The following is a 16,362-nucleotide window of genomic DNA, read 5'->3' as shown; positions in this document are numbered from 1 at the left end:
CCACATGTTTTTAACTTATTGAAGAGCCTATCGACATCCATTGAAAGACCTCAACCTCATTAGAATCAGACCAAAATTTCTTTTGCTTCTTGCAAAAGGGTATGGCGCTCCTCCACATTCAAAGACAGTGGTAGTTGGGCCAGTCCCAATATTCGTCTCAGAACCTCAGTCGCCATGAACTGAAAACAAAGTTCCTTTTGTAGTGGTGCCCTATCCATATAGAATTTAAGAGCTTTGTCAATAATCGTCTGGGGTTGTGCTGCCAGTTTTAGGTGTGCCAAGGTTACACCAATTTCAAATTCGGGCTCACCAAAAAAGCAGAATTCTGGGTCAATGATCTTAATACCGCCACTTGTATTTAGCCAACTTCCTGGAAAATAATCTCCATGCAATAATGTTTTTCCATCGATTAAATAGCGTTCACCCAATTGTTGTACAATATTGATAAGTACCTTGTCTTGCTTAAATATATTGCCTACTTCTCTCAATCCTGGTATTATATCATCCAAATTCAATCCATTTTCCTGGAGGTAAGGAAAAACAAATATGTGTTCGTGGTTGAGCCTACGCATTTCGCGATTGGGAATTTTTATATCCGTTGTACCAAGATGAATGTTACTATGTAAGTTGACGGCAAAAGCCATTATTTCTTCCAACTCACTTTCTTTTAAATAACGTTCTTTTTGATACAGGAAAGAGTAATCAATCCCATCCCCCAAATCTTCAAGGTTCAATACATAATTCTCTTTATCTACTCCCCTAAGTTTGGGCATCTGTGCTTTTAGAATATCATACTGATCTATGAGAGTGTAAAATTCGGCTTCTCTTAAAGATCTATCTACTGGAGCTGGTACTTGTGGATACTTCTCCACATATGCCCTACTTTGTTTTATAATAAAGCTTCCTTGATTGGTCCGCACACGCAGCGTAAAGTTCATATTCCCTGCTCCCGGGGTCTCCACCGCCAATACCCTTTCTTCTTTTTTTAACCAACCTTGGCCGCACAGATAGTCTCCAAGGGTATTTATATCTGTTGTTATTGTTTCCATAGCACTATAAGGTATTTACCTTTTTAATTATCCTTAAGAAAACTTTTTATCAATCTTTCGTGATAATCAGGTACAACGTCATAACAGTAAAGTATAGGAAATCCCTCACTCTTATCACACAAAAGGTATTGTTTGAAATTTTGTTGTTCATCTTTCAATTGCATATCGTTCTTATGGATTTCCAATCTTGCTACAAGTGGTTCCATAACAATATCCTCTGGTGCTATTAGATAATGACTGGCCAATACATCGAATGGGTTAAAACCGATATCTCCGCCATCCTCCCATTGTTGCAACCATGGTCTGGATTTTTCCGACAACCAATCATTTCCGGGAGTTCCGTTTTTCAGCTGATCCAAATCTTTGGCCGTTAGCCATACTTTATTCGAAATTTCAAATGGGCAAAGAACCACTTTTACCCCTCGCTGAAAAAGGATACGGAAGCCATCGTTGTCCAAGTCAAAATTCAAATCGGGAGCATGGTATACCGGGTTACCAATTTCAAAATAGGATGTTGGGGTTCTTCGACCCGCGACCAGTACAACCTCTTGAATCCTCGATACTAATTCTGGGTAACGAAGCAAGAGTAGGCCTACATTGGTGGCAGGGCCAATGGCCAAAATAGTCATTGGCTCCTTTCTCAGGGCTTCTGCCATGGCTTCAACTGCATCGTTGGTTTCAACCTGCCCCAAATCTATCCTTTCCCCTGCACCTTTGTACACGGGAATGGGATAAGGCGAAAATTCACGTACCATTTCTTTGCAGAGCCTATAAGCGTCATCAATTCTGGTATTACCAAAAACGGCACTGATACCGATAATATCGATGTTATCCGCCTTGAACAATTGCAGCACTGCATAACCATCATCGACATCGCTATACCCTTCTCTATGGTAACGCTTCATCCCTACCGCAAGATCGGTATCGACCCATACTTTCTTTTTTGGAGCTATTGGATGCGTTGGTTCTGTTTCGGCCTCAGTGAAGTCTTTTCCAGCTCCTGTTATAGTCGTAGGGTCTGGAGTAGTCCCGTATGATTTCCAAGAGGTCTTGGCTTCCAATGGGAATGTTGCCAACAAAGTTAACATCAAGAATAGTACAGCTACTTTTTTATAAATTTTCATTTGTGATCTTTTAAACAAGTTTACATTTCCCACCAACTCTTCACATTGATATTATCCCCGCCAATGCGTGAAACGGCTTGATCATAATTTTCTTTGTTGGCAGCTTGTTCCGACTCTGGATACAGGTAACGAGAGGGATATTGATTATCGTTAAAGTTGTCAAGTCCCGGTATTAGTGCGGGAATACCGGTACGTCGTATATTGAACCAAGCCTCATGCCCTACCATAAATAAGCTTAGCCATTTTTGGGTAAGGATTTTTTCGAGATTTTCGTTCATTCCCCCGTTGAGGGCAATAACTTCCCTTGAAAAATAATCTCCCGGGACCTCTGTACTATAATAATCAAAATGTGCTTTTATACCATTTTCATAATAGGTTTGGGCATTTCCCGTTATATATCCCCTTTCCACAGCTTCTGCTAGGGCAAATTGCACCTCTGAATATAACATGAGCTGTGCATCCACTCCATCGGGAACTGCCCGGAACCTATCCGACATATTGGAAACATCATTGAGTACGATACCCATTTCACTTATGGTCTGGGTGCTTAGTCCATTGGGCATTCCTTTAAATTCTGGAGTGCCGGCCAGTAAGCTTTCCTGTGTGGGATTGAAAAAGACCGCGATCCTAGGATCGTCCCAATTCTTTAATGTCTGTTCCACTGTCCCACTCATTTTAAGACCTTGGTATATCCCTGTCGAGGCACTGAACAGCGGGAATTGGTTGGGTGCTGAACTTAAATAGGGTACAACTGCATTATCCGCGTTCGATTGCATGAGCATATCCTCATCTGCTAGCTGCTGCAGGTCACTAAAATCGCTGATCTTTTTGCTTATCCGGAGATAGTAACGTACTTGGAGCGAATTCGCAAATCGAATCCATTTGGTCAAATCATTGCCGAACATAATATCTCCACGAATACTTTCAGTGGTATTCTGAAGTTTTGCTACCGCGGCATCCAACCGGGCAATAATTCCATTTTCCGGGTCGGTGTATATACTTTCTTGAGTGTCATATATAGGTGTAAAATTAAAATCTGCAAACCCAATAGCTTCAGAATAGGGAACATCGCCCCACATATCGGTGAGTTGTGAAAAAAGATAGCTACGTAGGATTTCTGCCACTCCATCATAGGCTTCATTATATCCGGGCAAAGTTTCCATGGATTCCAAATCAGCCAATAAACTGTAGATCAAGTTCCAATATCCACTATTGCTTCCCAGTTCATACCTATCTATCCGCTCAAACTCGACATCTGCATTAAACTGTGCCAAATAATTATTGAGCCTCAGACCTTGATTATAGGTGTGTTCATTACTTTCGGCCGCTATAACGTTGGTCAATAAAAATTCCGGGCTTACTTCTTGTGGTTCGTTCGGATTGTCGTTTATGGAATCGAAGTCTCTTGTACAACTCACAACTAACAAGCCGAAAAAGATTAAAATCAGAGATATATTTTTCATAGGTTATTCTTAAAAATTGGTCTTAAGGCTTACACCAAAACTTCTGGTTGATGGATAGGAAAAATCCTCAACGCCATATACAATATTGCGTTCTTGCAGGGCATTCAATTCTGGATCAAAATGCGGGTTCTCGGTAAACAACAATAGATTGCTTCCTATCAGTCCAACCTTCAGGTTTTCCATTCCCAATGATTTGGCTATTCGTTGGGGGAAAGTATAGTAGACACTAAGTTGTCTCAGTTTAACATAGGAAGCATCGTATAGGGCACTGGCTTCATTGCCCCGATCGTAAAATGCGTTGTTGAACCTACTGGCGGCCACTGCGGTAGTATTGGGAACATATTGTGGATTGCCGGGAGTACCCACATTGACCACACCATTTCCCACAACACCATTACCATCCACAAATTGTGTGTTTTCCGAACCTCCTTCACGTCCCAGCAAGGTTTCCTTTAAAACTCCGGACGTACTTCCCAAGGCTTTGGTACGCGATACGATCGTACCTCCCTGGCGCCAGTCGAACAAAATGGTAAAGTCAAAGTTTTTATACGAAAAACTGTTATTGAAACCCAAGGTGAAATCCGGGTTGTAATTTCCCAATTTGCGCAAATTGGCATCTTGCACGGGCAACCCATTGGCATCATAAAGGTCTTGGCCATCGATCTGTACAAAACCGGTACCGTACATATCCCCTACCCGACCACCTTCTCGTGCAATATAGAAGACGGTATTGGAACCACCGCTTCCACTAAAAACGTTGGCCGTTGCGGTTACAAACTGGTCCACACCTGCCGGTAGTTCTGTAACCACACTTCTAAAGGTGCTAAAGTTTACGGAGGTGTTCCAAGTAAAATCGGTAGTCTTAATCGGTGAGGCACTTAGCATCAATTCGAGCCCTCGTGTTCTTATCTTTCCCCCATTTTCGTTAAAACTATTAAAGCCTGTGGCATTGGAAATAGGTCTGGAAATAATCTGGTCCTTGCTCACATTTTGGTATGCAGATCCCTCAAACTGTATCCTTCCATTCAAGAACCAAGCTTCAAGTCCCAACTCATAGGCATCCAGACGCTCCGGTTTTAAATTGGTATTCTTTAGTACAGTTTCATTGGTCACTCTAAAGTTGGGACCGTAATTTCCATTGAGCTGAAACGTTTGGGTGTTTTGAAACGGATCGGTATCATTGCCCACCGAGGCAGCACTCAACCTAAATTTTAAATAAGAAAGTTCTTCTGGAAGCTCTAGGGCATTGGAAGCAATAAAACTAAGGCCGGCCGAATAGTAGCCAAACGAGTTACTTCCACTTGGCAAGGTACTGCTCCAATCATTTCGATAGGTGAAGTCGACATATAGTTCGTTCTGATACGCAAAATTGGCCGTACCATAGATACTGTTGATTCTTTTGTTAAGGTTTTCGCTGTTTCCCAATAAAGGAGCCCTTGAATTCGCCAAGGTATAAATTTCAGGAATGGCCAATTGTGATGCTTCTGCAAAGGAATAATTGATTTTTTGATCTAGGCGATTGGCGCCTGCAGTAAGGGTATAGTGCCAATCCTCATTGAAATTGTTCTTATAGGTAAACAAAAAATCCGTGTTCAACTCCCTAAAACGAACATTATCCTTTCGAAAAGACCCAAATGGGTTTGCATTGGTACTTACCGCCCGACGAAACTCCCTGTTTTCATTATAGGTATCCAAGCCAGCTCGTACCTTCAGCGAAAGATGGTCGGAAAAATCATAGGTTGCGGATACATTGCCCAAAACCCGATTTTTATCAAAACTATTGGTGTTTTCAAAAAGGGTCAGATAGGGGTTGGTCAACCATAGGTAATTGATGTCAAAATGCTGTCTACCGGTCTGACCTGCCTGCCAGTAATCTCTAAGGGATTCAATATTGGTCTGTCTTCCAGTCCAATTAAAACCATAGAGCACATTCTCATAGCCATACCCCAAGTTAGGTCTATTACCACTTCTTGTATTGATATAATTGACAAAAGTATTGACCTGGAGTTTGTCGGTTAAAATCTGGTCCAAACTCAATGCAATTCCATCCCTTTTAAGATCGGTATTCGGTATAATCCCCTCATTGCGCAAATTACTGTAGGACACCCGGGTACTACCTTTTTCGTTTGTACTACTAATGGCAATATTATCTTGATAGGTTATTCCAGTTTCAAAAAAATTGCGCACATTATCCGGTCTGGCCACCCAAGGTGTCGGTGTAATGGGAGTAAAAGATCCATCGGGCAACCTACGTGAAAGGACATCACCCGCACGAACGGGATTACCGTTGATATCTACAGAGGGACTGTCAAACTGAGGAATCAACAACCCTGCGTCCAATCTCGGACCATAACTACTGATACCTCCATCACCAATTCCTGCCCCTGTACCATCTTGAAAGGCATAAGCTCCATTGGATCCCAATCCATATACATTTTGATAATCCGGTAAGGTAAGCAAGGTCTCAATTGTAAAATTACTATTGATGCTCACGCCAAAGCCTTTGGCCCTATTGCCCCGTTTAGTAGTGATCAGGACCACCCCGTTTGCAGCCCTTGCTCCATAAAGAGCGGCCGACCCAGCTCCTTTTAAGATGGAAATGGATGCAATATCATCCGGACTGAACTCGGAACTGCCATTGCCAAAATCCACTTCTTGTAAAGCCCCATTATTAACCAAGTCACTTGTAATCTGCTCGTTGCTAATAGGAACACCGTCCACCACGAAAAGTGGTTGGTTGCTTCCGCTCAGGGAATTCTCACCTCGAATAATAATTCGGGAGGATGATCCCACACCACTGGAACCGTTGGTAATCTGAACCCCAGCGACCTGGCCTGCCAAACTATTTACGATATTGGTCTGTGGAACCGTCACCAATTTGTCCGAACTTACGGTAGATACCGCTGAGACTAAGGCCCTTTTATCTTTTTCTATGCCCAGCGCGGTGACCACCACTTCATCCAATTGTTCTTGAGAGGCCGTCATTGCCAATGTCATGGGCAACCGTCCATCTTCAACTTGAACCGTTAGGGTTTTGAATCCTATAGAGGAAATTTGAAGAGTAAACCTTTTGGAAGGTATCACCAACTCAAAATATCCATTTTCGTCGGTAGTCGTATAATTTTGAGTGCCTTCTTCATATACCGCAGCATATGGAATAGGTAATTGGTTGTTATCCAATACCCTGGAACTGTACGTGTTTTCTTGTGCGAACGAGGTCAACACAAATAATTGCAATACTGCAATCAGTATTGATTTCATATATTTTAGGTTAAATTAATTGATGATGCAGTTTTGTAGTAGCTTTCAGCAACTGCTATGTATGTTTACAACTTAAGTAATTACATTACAGGTGGCGCCCTGAGGCCCACATATAATGGTTTTAATAAAGATGGGGCAAGATCATTGGCAGTGTCCCAAACACTTTTCATGGTTGCTTTAATGGCCATGAAAAATTTACTCAATATTGTTGTGGGATTTGACACGGCATAATCGACCATATCCTCCAAAGTGTCTATATCTTTAAGCTCTTGTAAAATTTCAGCATCTATTTTTTGAGCATTGATATAGTCTTGCAGACCGTTGAACAAGAATGAAGTCTGCCATGGAAGTCCCTGTAACTCCCTTTTATCAAAAAATTCTTTGTTAAGGCCAAAAAGGTAAATACCTCCATCGTTGGAAGGACCTATTACCATTTTTTTCGAACCCAACTTATGAATGGCCTCTTGTAATAGTTGAATGGTTAAATCCGGGCTATCGTTCCCGATGGAAACCACATTATCATACCCTGCATCGAAAAGCTTTTGAAAGGCATTTGTAAAACGGGTTGAAAAATCATTGCCCGTTTGTTCGTGTTCATCTATCCAAAAAATATCGATTCCACTTTCGGAAGCCAACTTTCTCGTTTGCTCGATCAACACATTGAAAAAAGCAACATGTGCTTTCCTATTGCCCCTATCAAAAATGGATTTCCTTGATATTTCCCTTTCAGCCGAAAGAGAAAATACAAGCAAGGCTGTATTATGTTGATCCAATTTCATGATGGTTATTACTTAGCTTCCTATATGCGAACTATCCCGTATTTACAATAGAACAGTCTATAGGTCGATAGGAATTTCCAATACTTACGTGGATAAATAAGGGGATTGGTTCAAATTAAGAAACTATTATGTCAGGAATTCCTCAAAATCAATACTAAGGATATACAGTGAAAAATATTACCCGTAATACACCAAAAATGAAAAAACAGAAAGACATTTTCACTTCTGACATTGCCTTCACTCCTACCATTAAAGCACTACAAGAACAATATGGTTCAAGAAAGGCTTATGCCCAAATGGAAAGTAAAAGGGGCTGGCAAGAGGAGCTTTCTCCTCCCATAATTGATTTTGTTGAAAAACGAGACTCATTTTATATGGGCACCTCAAATCAACAAGGACAACCATATATCCAGCATCGAGGAGGTGCACCTGGTTTTTTAAAGGTCATGGACCCGAAAACATTGGCCTTTGCCGATTTTTCAGGAAACCAACAATATATAAGTGTTGGCAACCTTTCCGAAAACCCAAGGTCATTTATTTTCTTGATGGATTACCCTTCAAGGACCCGGGTAAAGATATGGGGCGAGGCCCATGTAGAATTCAAGGATAAAGCACTGATGGAATCCTTGGCAGTGAATGGCTACTCCGCCAATGTAGAGCGTGCCATCATATTCAAAATCAAGGCTGTTGATGTTAATTGCCCTCAGCATATCGTCCAACGATACACTTCCGATGAAATTGACCAAATGGTAATACCCTTAAAAGAACGTATAAAAGAATTGGAAAACGAATTAAACAAATTAAAATGAAAAGAATAGCAATCAATGGGATGGGACGAATCGGTCGTGCCTCTCTAAAAGTAATCCTTGAATCCAAAGAATTGTCCCTTGTGGCCATTAATGACATTTTACCTTTGGAAAATTTAGCATATCTACTCAGGTATGATAGTACCTACGGACCATATAAGCGCGAAGTTTCGGTTTCAGGGGATGCCTTGCTGGTGGATGGTATAAAGATTCCATATTTTACTGAAAGGAATCCTGAAGATCTCCCGTGGAAAGATCTAGATGTTGACGTCGTCATTGAAAGTACAGGCATATTTACCCAAAGTGAAGATGCCGCCAAACATTTGAATGCCGGGGCAAAGACAGTCGTAATTTCCGCTCCGACCAAAAGTCAAGACGTTCCAACAGTGGTTCATGGTGTGAGTTCTTCGTTAGGTGAAACCTCGATTTTCTCATGTGCCAGTTGTACTACGAACAACATTAGCCCCATCGTTGAAATCCTCAGTCGTAGGGTTGGAATCCACAAAGCAATCATGACCACCGTTCATGCTTATACGGCATCCCAGAGTTTGATGGATGGAGCCTCTCCAAAAAACTACAGGATGGGAAGAGCTGCAGCAGACAATTTAGTTCCTACCAGTACCGGCGCCGCAATAGCCACCACAAAAGCATTACCGGAATTTGTGGATAAATTCGATGGCGTTGCCATACGTGTTCCTGCAAAAGTAGGTTCCATATCCGATATGACCTTTGTAACAAAGCGCAACGTAACCCCGGAAGTAGTAAACGAAATTCTGGAAGCCGAAGCTTCCACAGAGCGATATCGCGAAGTGTTGTCCACGACCCGAGAACAGTTGGTTTCTTCAGATATTGTCGGAAGTCCCTATGCATCCATTGCAGACCTTAATATGACCAGGGTTGTCGACGGCGACCTATTAAAAGTAATGGCCTGGTATGATAATGAATGGGGATTTACACATCAAATGATTCGTCTTATCCGAGACTTATAACCTAAACATCAAGGTTTTTTACTCGTTCTGTAGATTAGAGACGATGCCCGGACCATAGATAGATTAAAATGGACAGTAAAAAACGATGAGGTTTCAAATCCTCAATGTCTTTTCGCAAAACAAAAAGGGCGGCAACCCTGCCGGAATGGTGCTGCATGCAGACCAGATAACAAGAGAGGACAAACCTGTGCACACCCAACTGGGTTCCACAGGTTTTCCATTTATAAAAATCACAACTATCACGGCATTAGCACAATCCAACATGATGGAATTAGGGGCCAAAGCTCCCGATTTCACACTATTTGATACCATATCACAAAAACCATTATCCCTATCGCAATTGAAGTCAAACGTAGCTACTGTGGTTGCTTTTATATGCAACCACTGTCCTTTTGTTCACCATATTAACCATAAATTAGTGGAAGTAGCCTATGAGTATCAAGCCAAGGGCATGCAGTTTATTGCCGCTAGTAGCAACGATGTGGAGTACTTTCCAGAAGAGAACTAACAAATGCATTGGATGCACTGTTGGGCAACAACGAGGTTGCCAAGGTTCAATATCCAAGTATCGTCTGTAGTATTAAATGGAAGTAAATACAAGGTTTCTTGATTTATGCCGTCCGGGTTGACGAGTAAATACTTTCAAGAGTTTATCTTATGCAGGTGTCAATATTCCCTCGTTGCATTTTCATTTTTCCATGCTACTGAATACACCTTATCGGTATCCCCTGATCTTAACTACTTAAAAAGGCTACGAGTAATGCCATTGGTCTTTTTGACTTATAAGGAATATTAGGAATTATATATAAAAACCGCTATTGCCGACTTGTGGTAGAGGAGTATGGAATGTCGGTATAGCGGTTTTCTTAGTAAATCAAACTAAAATGAGAACCATTAAGGGGTAAAGGTTTTAAACTTCTTCATAGTTTGCCAATTCTTGTTGGCCTGGGCAATATGTTTGCTCTTGCCCTCTTTTTCCCATACTTTAACAAAATCACCCTCGGGGTTTACTGTAAACAGATAAAGTTTTCCATCAACAATCCGGAAACTTTCGGGATTCGGACGATATTTACCTCCCAAGGAAACAGCAAAGGCACACCAGCCACCATATCGCGGTTGGTACTTCTTGGGATTGTTTTGGAACAGTTTTAACTGTTTTTGATTTACAAAATAGTAGGTCAGCCCATCATAACTTGCTTTGTAAGCCTTTTTTCCCTGTTCAGCTTTTCCTTTATCAACATAGGACACGGCACTATACCCCTCCAGGGCAATCATACTATCGTCCGTACTGTAACTATGTGACTGTGCCTGCATTGTACACATCCCAAATAACAGAACACAGATGGAACCTAATAGACATTTTCGAACTTTGATTGAAATCGATGCTTTCATATTAAATAGTTTTAATGTTTTTTATTCTTCGGGCAAATTAAAAACTCCGTAAGAGGCAAACTGTGGTAAGTTTGTGGTACTATCTGAAAATAGCTCTTCATTGAAAATCAAATTGCAGATAAGGGAATTCTGTTTCACATATTGCTGAGTTTATAAATAGCGTTCGTGTTCTTTAATTGGATAATCATTGATACTAGCGTATCTTTTTTGCATAAGCCCGTGTTCGTTAAATTCCCAATTCTCGTTACCATAGGCTCTATACCACTGCCCCGATCTATTGCGATACTCATACTCGAACCTAACGGCAATTCTGTTATCAGTGTGGGCCCAATATTCTTTTTTAAGTTTATAATCCAGTTCGTTTTCCCATTTGTTTTTGAGGAACTTTTGGATTTCTTCACGTCCATTGATAAAAGTGGAACGATTGCGCCATTCACTATTCAAGGAATATGCCATGGAAATTTTTTGTGGATCTTGGCTGTTCCAAGCATCCTCGGCAAGTTGTATTTTCTCTTTTGCGGTCTCCTCGGTAAAAGGAGGCAACGGTGTTTTTTTTTCAGTCATCATGTTAAGATTTATGTTCCTTTTGTTTAGGATACTTATATTTATAGTATAGGGTTAAGCACGCTATACCACAGCGGCAGAGAACCAGTTGTAGATTGAACCAAAAGTTTTGCATCACACATCATTGTTTAATTCAACCAATGATCATTCAAATAGTGTTTTATCTTTTTGCGTGCCCGGCTCAATGCTACCCAGGTATTCACTTCGTTAATTTCCAGCGTGTCACAGATAGCTTCGGTACTATATCCCTTAATTTTTAGGCGCAACACCTGCTTTTCTCTATGACCTAAAAGTTCAAGACCAGAGTTAAATACCTTGTATAGTTCATCTGCATTCTGATATTCTGTTATTTCGGCATTATCAGGTTTGTTGTTTAGGTTTTCCCAATCATGCCAAGTTGGATAATCGGAGACGCGCAGTGCATTGTGCATCACCTTACCTTGTCGAGAATAGGCCTTGCGATAATAATCCATGATTTTATGGTTCAAAATCGAGGTAAGCCAAGAACGTTCGGTGGAATCACCCCGAAATCGGGGTGCCGAACGCAAAGCGGCCAAATAGGTCTCTTGCAACACATCTTCCACCACATCTTCGGGAAGTTTTTTTATAGCCATTGAAAAAAGATAGCTCTTGTAGCGATTGGACCATAATTCGGGATGGAGTTGAACTTTATTTTTTATTGTAGTTTTCATAGTATCAGTTATTGGTTTAATTATGAATTTTTGATGTATATATTAGACTTTATGACCTTTTAATCGCTTCAATTTCCGAGGCAATCAATTTTTGGTACTCAGGTCGTTTTTTAAGAAACTTTATTATTTGCGGGTTAGCTGGGATTATTTTAAACTCCCCTCGAATGGAATATTCCATCACTCGCTCTATCAGCGCATTTCCAACCTCTATCCTGTTAAGGTATTTGCTTATCTCCAGACGCTTTAGGTTTATACAGTGGTCTTTAACCATATCGTACTCGAGGGAGGCCAATTGACCATTGATATGGAATTGGAAATAGTTTTTGCCCTCATTGCTTTTAAAGACCAATGGCAATCGATTTATATTGGTTTCGTAAAACATAATATTGTTGGTATTTAACTCGTAATAGAAAATATAAAATTGATATTCAACTTAAAATCAATTGGTTAAGAATAGGAGACACGAGGCGTACCTCCTATCCATTTCAACTAAACAAACACTAACCAGAACTTATCTTAAAGCTTATATGTCCTTTTCAATTCGAATGGCAGCCCACTATTCTTCCGCAAGAATCTTTTGCGATTCCAGCACTTCTTCCAGTTGGCTTGTAGTGTAGACCACACTTGCCATCATTACATAATTTGTTTGCGCCGCCTGATCCCCGTCAAGATTGGGCAGTTTGGCCGATGCTGTTGCATCTCCTATCACGGCAATCTCAAAGCCGCATTCCAACAGCTCCCTCATGTGTGACTCCACGCATAGATTACCGGACATACCACCGAGGATGACTTTATCAATTTTTTGCTTCCTAAGCTGGAGTACTAAATCATTGTTCTGCGGGCCAAACACCTTATGTGGGCCACAAATGGTTATTTTTTCCTCATCCATGATATAGGGTTTATAGGCAGGAAGCCAATCGGCACCTGATCCTTCAAAACCATCAACATTCAGTTGATCCCCCCTATCGAACATATTTATGTTGTGCATCAATTTCTCCAAGGTTCCCTCAAACTGCCACCCGTGATCATGTTTGTAATAGTAGTGTGGTGAAATAAAGACATGAATACCATTCTCAGCCCCAAGACGAAATAAGGATTCTATATTATCCACAGTATTGTTTTCCATAACGCTCTGCCCCACTGCTCCCCAAGCCACTCCTTCTGGACTCAAAAAGTCATTTTGGGGATCTACGATTACAATTGCTGTGTGTCGATCTATTTCAAAACCGGATATGGGGAGTTGTGCCTCTTTTTTACCTTGATTCGCTTTTTCGGTAGAACTCATAGTTTCCATGTTGCCTTTGTTTAAATGTTGATTTACTGCGTAATAACATTGTAAAACTCACAATAAGCATGGACTCATTTTATCTGAAATTTGCCAAAATGTTTTCATTTTGCGGTTTTCTGTCATGACCAAATAGATAGATTGTAGATTATCCTTAAATCGATTTGATCAACTAAAAACAATTCATGGGTAGTGCAGAAAACTTGATAAGAGTTATTTCGAAAGATTTATTCAAATAACCCGGTTAAATGTGATTGAAAAAATATCGGTGTCGAGGGTAGCAGGATATACTAAATAGGTATACCGTTTAAATTGTTGAATACCGATTGGCAATTATGTTGGGGATTTTACTATTGACCTTTGTAACCAAAAATAATTGTAAAGACCAATTAATCCGTTCTATTTTTTCTTGGTTGGGTCACTTGAAAATTGAAGATATGGCGCACCTTGCACCTTTCGATCTGGAAAACGAGCTTGAGCTTCATCTTGTGGCATCTTTGGATCTACAATAATATCGTCTTTTGGTTTCCAGTTTGCCGGTGTGAGAACTTGATGATCTGCATGCATTTGAAGTGCATCTATTGCCCTTAATATTTCATCAAAATTACGTCCTATGGACATGGGATAGGTAAGATGCAGTTGTATGTATTTATTAGGATCGATTATAAATACCGAACGAACCGTTTTTTTGTCGGAAGCTCCCTTTTGGATCATACCGTATTGTTGAGCTATCTCACCTGTCTCATCCGCGATAATCGGGAAGCGTACGGTAACATTCATGGATTTTTCGATATCTGATTTCCAATCCATGTGGGACTCCAAACTATCTATGCTCAACGCAATGGCTTTTATGTTCCGCTTTACAAACTCCTTTTCCAATTGTGCGACCATGCCCAATTCGGTAGTACAAACTGGAGTGTAATCCTCTGGGTGGGAAAAAAGTAACCCCCATGCGTCTCCAAGCCAATCATGAAATCTGATCTTACCCTCTGTTGTAGCGGCCTTAAAATCGGGAGCCAAACTGCCAATCCCTAAAGTCATTTGCAAATACTTGATTATGAATACAAAATAGAAATAATTATTCAAATTACTCTATATTTAAAGGGTTAATTCTAACATTGCCCATCATGACCCGCCAGATCCGTTCGATAATTGTGGATGACGAACAGCGACATCACGATATTCTTGGAAAAATGCTTGAGACATTTTGCCCCAACATTCAGCTTGTTGGGGATGCCTTCTCCGTAGATGAAGCTGTTGCCCTGATTCAATCCGAGCAACCAGAACTGGTTTTTTTAGATATTGAAATGCCCGAAGGCAATGGGTTTACACTCTTTGATCATTTTGAGGAACCTGCTTTTGAAGTGATTTTTACTACAGCACATGACCTTTATGCAATCAATGCCATTAAATATGCTGCTTTGGATTATCTGTTAAAACCCATCAACATTCAAGAACTTAAAAATGCCGTAGCACGTGCGGAGAAGATATTGGCAAAGCAAGCACCCTCAAGAGAAGAAGAATATCAAGTTTTACGGGAGAACACCAAATTACAAGATCGAAATTATACCAAAATTGCGTTGAGGTCTTCGGAAGGCATCGATTTTGTGGAAGCAAACCGTTTGCTCCGCGTGGAAGCAAATCATGTATATTCCAATTTTTACCTTGATAACGGCAAAATGATAATGGTATCAAAACCTTTGGGCGATTTTGAACCCTTATTGGAATCCTTCAATTTTTTCCGGGTACACAAATCACATATGGTGAATCTTAATCATGTTGAAAAATATGTCAAGGGCAAAGGTGGATATCTAGTACTTAAGGACGGGTCGCATGTGGATGTATCTGTCAGAAAAAAAGAAGCACTATTGAAAAAGTTAGTGTAAATCGTTGGGAAAGCAAAGAGTTACCTGTGTGCCAGCAGGCTCATTTTCTTCCTCCAAATCCTCAATGGCAACACTGAACACATCCACGCCGAACTCCATGTTCAATAACTCAAGTCGTGCCTCAATATTTGACATAGCGATAGAATGGTGGTGACTCTCAGAAATAGCCGATGCAAGTGCCCTTCCAATACCATTGTCCTTTATGGAACAATAGATGGATTTCTCTGTTTCCCATACCTTTAAAACAAGTCGACCTGGCCTAGTGGACTTTCGAAGCCCGTGAATAATGGCGTTTTCCAAATATGGCTGCATGAGCATCGGCGGAATCATTATATTTTCGGGAGTATCTATATTGACGTCAACTTCATAGTCGAACACATTGTTAAAACGTGTTCTTTCAAGCTTTAAATAGGTATCCAAAAACTGGAGCTCTTTGGATAGGGTAATGTGGGGAAGCATTGAATTCTCTAAATTCTGTCTCATGAGGCCTGCAAATTCAGAAAGGTAATTCAACACTTTTTCTGTTTCGTTTGCCAAAACAAATTCCTGTATGGATGAAAGGGAATTGAAAATAAAATGAGGATTCATTTGTGAAGACAACATTTTCATCCGAGCTCTTAGAGCTTCTTGTTTTTGCTGATGTATTTCATTTTGGTGAAATCGAGAAGCGGATATCACAGACTGGACCCTGGCCTTTAAGATTTCATGATGTATCGGTTTTTTTATATAATCGCTTGCACCAAGATCAAAACATTTTGCCAGTGTTTCATCCTCTTCCTCTGCACTAATTATAATCACTGGAAGTGTTTTATAGGTAGGGTCGGACTTTATTTGTTTGAGCAATTCAAAGCCACTTATTCCTGGAAGGTTGATGTCCAATAGGACTAAATCAAATTTTTGACTTGACAATCGTCGGAACAGAAATTGCCCCTTCGGAATAAATGAAATATGATAACCAACTTGGGCCAAAACATGGTTGACCAGTTCCAGGACCTGTCGATTGTCATCTACGACGAGGATAGAAGTGTCTTTATACATTCAATGTGTCCGTTAAAAATTCTTGCAAAGCCAC

At 40.6% G+C, this 16,362-nt stretch carries 16 protein-coding genes; 4 read left to right on the top strand and 12 right to left on the bottom strand.

The genetic code is table 11. From position 1 onward, the window contains the following. Positions 1–65 precede the first annotated feature (65 nt). The 5 genes from ACQQ5U_RS17405 to ACQQ5U_RS17385 form a co-directional block, all read right to left on the bottom strand. A complete protein-coding gene (locus tag ACQQ5U_RS17405) occupies positions 66–1,049 on the bottom strand; it encodes a phosphotransferase (RefSeq protein ID WP_437399489.1) in 984 nt (327 codons plus the stop codon). Between the two features lie 23 nt (positions 1,050–1,072). Beyond that, positions 1,073–2,173 (bottom strand): nucleoside hydrolase, encoded by a 1,101-nt coding sequence (locus ACQQ5U_RS17400; RefSeq protein WP_437399487.1) that lies wholly within the window; start codon positions 2,171–2,173, stop codon positions 1,073–1,075. A gap of 20 nt (positions 2,174–2,193) precedes the next feature. Further along, positions 2,194–3,636, bottom strand: a complete 1,443-nt coding sequence (locus tag ACQQ5U_RS17395) for a SusD/RagB family nutrient-binding outer membrane lipoprotein (RefSeq protein WP_437399485.1) — start codon at positions 3,634–3,636, stop codon at positions 2,194–2,196. Positions 3,637–3,645: 9 nt separating this feature from the next. Next, complete coding sequence (locus ACQQ5U_RS17390) at positions 3,646–6,897, bottom strand: SusC/RagA family TonB-linked outer membrane protein (RefSeq protein ID WP_437399483.1); 3,252 nt, start codon at positions 6,895–6,897, stop codon at positions 3,646–3,648. 80 nt (positions 6,898–6,977) lie between these two features. Further along, entirely contained in the window at positions 6,978–7,676 is a 699-nt protein-coding gene (locus tag ACQQ5U_RS17385; RefSeq protein ID WP_437399481.1) for a TIGR04282 family arsenosugar biosynthesis glycosyltransferase, read from the bottom strand. A 197-nt stretch (positions 7,677–7,873) separates the two neighbouring features. Between ACQQ5U_RS17385 and ACQQ5U_RS17380 the strand changes: the two genes are divergently transcribed. The 3 genes from ACQQ5U_RS17380 to ACQQ5U_RS17370 all read left to right on the top strand — a co-directional run bounded on the left by ACQQ5U_RS17380 (position 7,874) and on the right by ACQQ5U_RS17370 (position 9,979). Next, the gene (locus tag ACQQ5U_RS17380; protein WP_437399479.1) at positions 7,874–8,485 is read left to right on the top strand and encodes a pyridoxamine 5'-phosphate oxidase family protein; all 612 of its coding nucleotides are present in this window, start codon (positions 7,874–7,876) and stop codon (positions 8,483–8,485) included. Then, a complete protein-coding gene (gap, locus tag ACQQ5U_RS17375; protein WP_437399477.1) occupies positions 8,482–9,471 on the top strand; it encodes a type I glyceraldehyde-3-phosphate dehydrogenase in 990 nt (329 codons plus the stop codon). The genes ACQQ5U_RS17380 and gap overlap by 4 nt, the downstream gene beginning before the upstream one ends. An 85-nt stretch (positions 9,472–9,556) precedes the next feature. Next, positions 9,557–9,979, top strand: coding sequence for a redoxin domain-containing protein (locus ACQQ5U_RS17370; RefSeq protein ID WP_437399475.1), 423 nt, complete (start codon positions 9,557–9,559; stop codon positions 9,977–9,979). 386 nt (positions 9,980–10,365) lie between these two features. On the opposite strand, the gene ACQQ5U_RS17365 is transcribed toward ACQQ5U_RS17370, so the two are convergent. From ACQQ5U_RS17365 to ACQQ5U_RS17340, 6 genes are all read right to left on the bottom strand, one after another. Next, a complete protein-coding gene (locus ACQQ5U_RS17365; protein WP_437399473.1) occupies positions 10,366–10,863 on the bottom strand; it encodes a YHS domain-containing (seleno)protein in 498 nt (165 codons plus the stop codon). 150 nt (positions 10,864–11,013) lie between these two features. Further along, positions 11,014–11,427 (bottom strand): DUF1348 family protein, encoded by a 414-nt coding sequence (locus ACQQ5U_RS17360; RefSeq protein WP_437399595.1) that lies wholly within the window; start codon positions 11,425–11,427, stop codon positions 11,014–11,016. 128 nt (positions 11,428–11,555) lie between these two features. Beyond that, the gene (locus tag ACQQ5U_RS17355) at positions 11,556–12,119 is read right to left on the bottom strand and encodes an RNA polymerase sigma factor (protein WP_437399472.1); all 564 of its coding nucleotides are present in this window, start codon (positions 12,117–12,119) and stop codon (positions 11,556–11,558) included. A 49-nt stretch (positions 12,120–12,168) separates the two neighbouring features. Beyond that, positions 12,169–12,501, bottom strand: a complete 333-nt coding sequence (locus ACQQ5U_RS17350; RefSeq protein WP_437399470.1) for an N-acetyltransferase — start codon at positions 12,499–12,501, stop codon at positions 12,169–12,171. A 174-nt stretch (positions 12,502–12,675) separates the two neighbouring features. After that, positions 12,676–13,413 (bottom strand): cysteine hydrolase, encoded by a 738-nt coding sequence (locus ACQQ5U_RS17345; RefSeq protein WP_437399468.1) that lies wholly within the window; start codon positions 13,411–13,413, stop codon positions 12,676–12,678. 390 nt (positions 13,414–13,803) lie between these two features. Further along, positions 13,804–14,445 (bottom strand): peroxiredoxin, encoded by a 642-nt coding sequence (locus ACQQ5U_RS17340; protein WP_437399466.1) that lies wholly within the window; start codon positions 14,443–14,445, stop codon positions 13,804–13,806. 86 nt (positions 14,446–14,531) lie between these two features. Between ACQQ5U_RS17340 and ACQQ5U_RS17335 the strand changes: the two genes are divergently transcribed. Beyond that, positions 14,532–15,290: a LytR/AlgR family response regulator transcription factor gene (locus ACQQ5U_RS17335; protein ID WP_437399465.1), complete on the top strand. Its 759-nt coding sequence runs from the start codon at positions 14,532–14,534 to the stop codon at positions 15,288–15,290. On the opposite strand, the gene ACQQ5U_RS17330 is transcribed toward ACQQ5U_RS17335, so the two are convergent. Then, positions 15,282–16,328, bottom strand: a complete 1,047-nt coding sequence (locus ACQQ5U_RS17330) for a response regulator (protein WP_437399463.1) — start codon at positions 16,326–16,328, stop codon at positions 15,282–15,284. The genes ACQQ5U_RS17335 and ACQQ5U_RS17330 overlap by 9 nt on opposite strands. Between the last annotated feature and the right edge of the window lie 34 nt (positions 16,329–16,362).

Source organism: Flagellimonas lutimaris (assembly GCF_051494225.1).
Classification (GTDB): domain Bacteria; phylum Bacteroidota; class Bacteroidia; order Flavobacteriales; family Flavobacteriaceae; genus Flagellimonas; species Flagellimonas lutimaris_A.
This window is presented reverse-complemented; position numbering and strand designations above follow the sequence as displayed.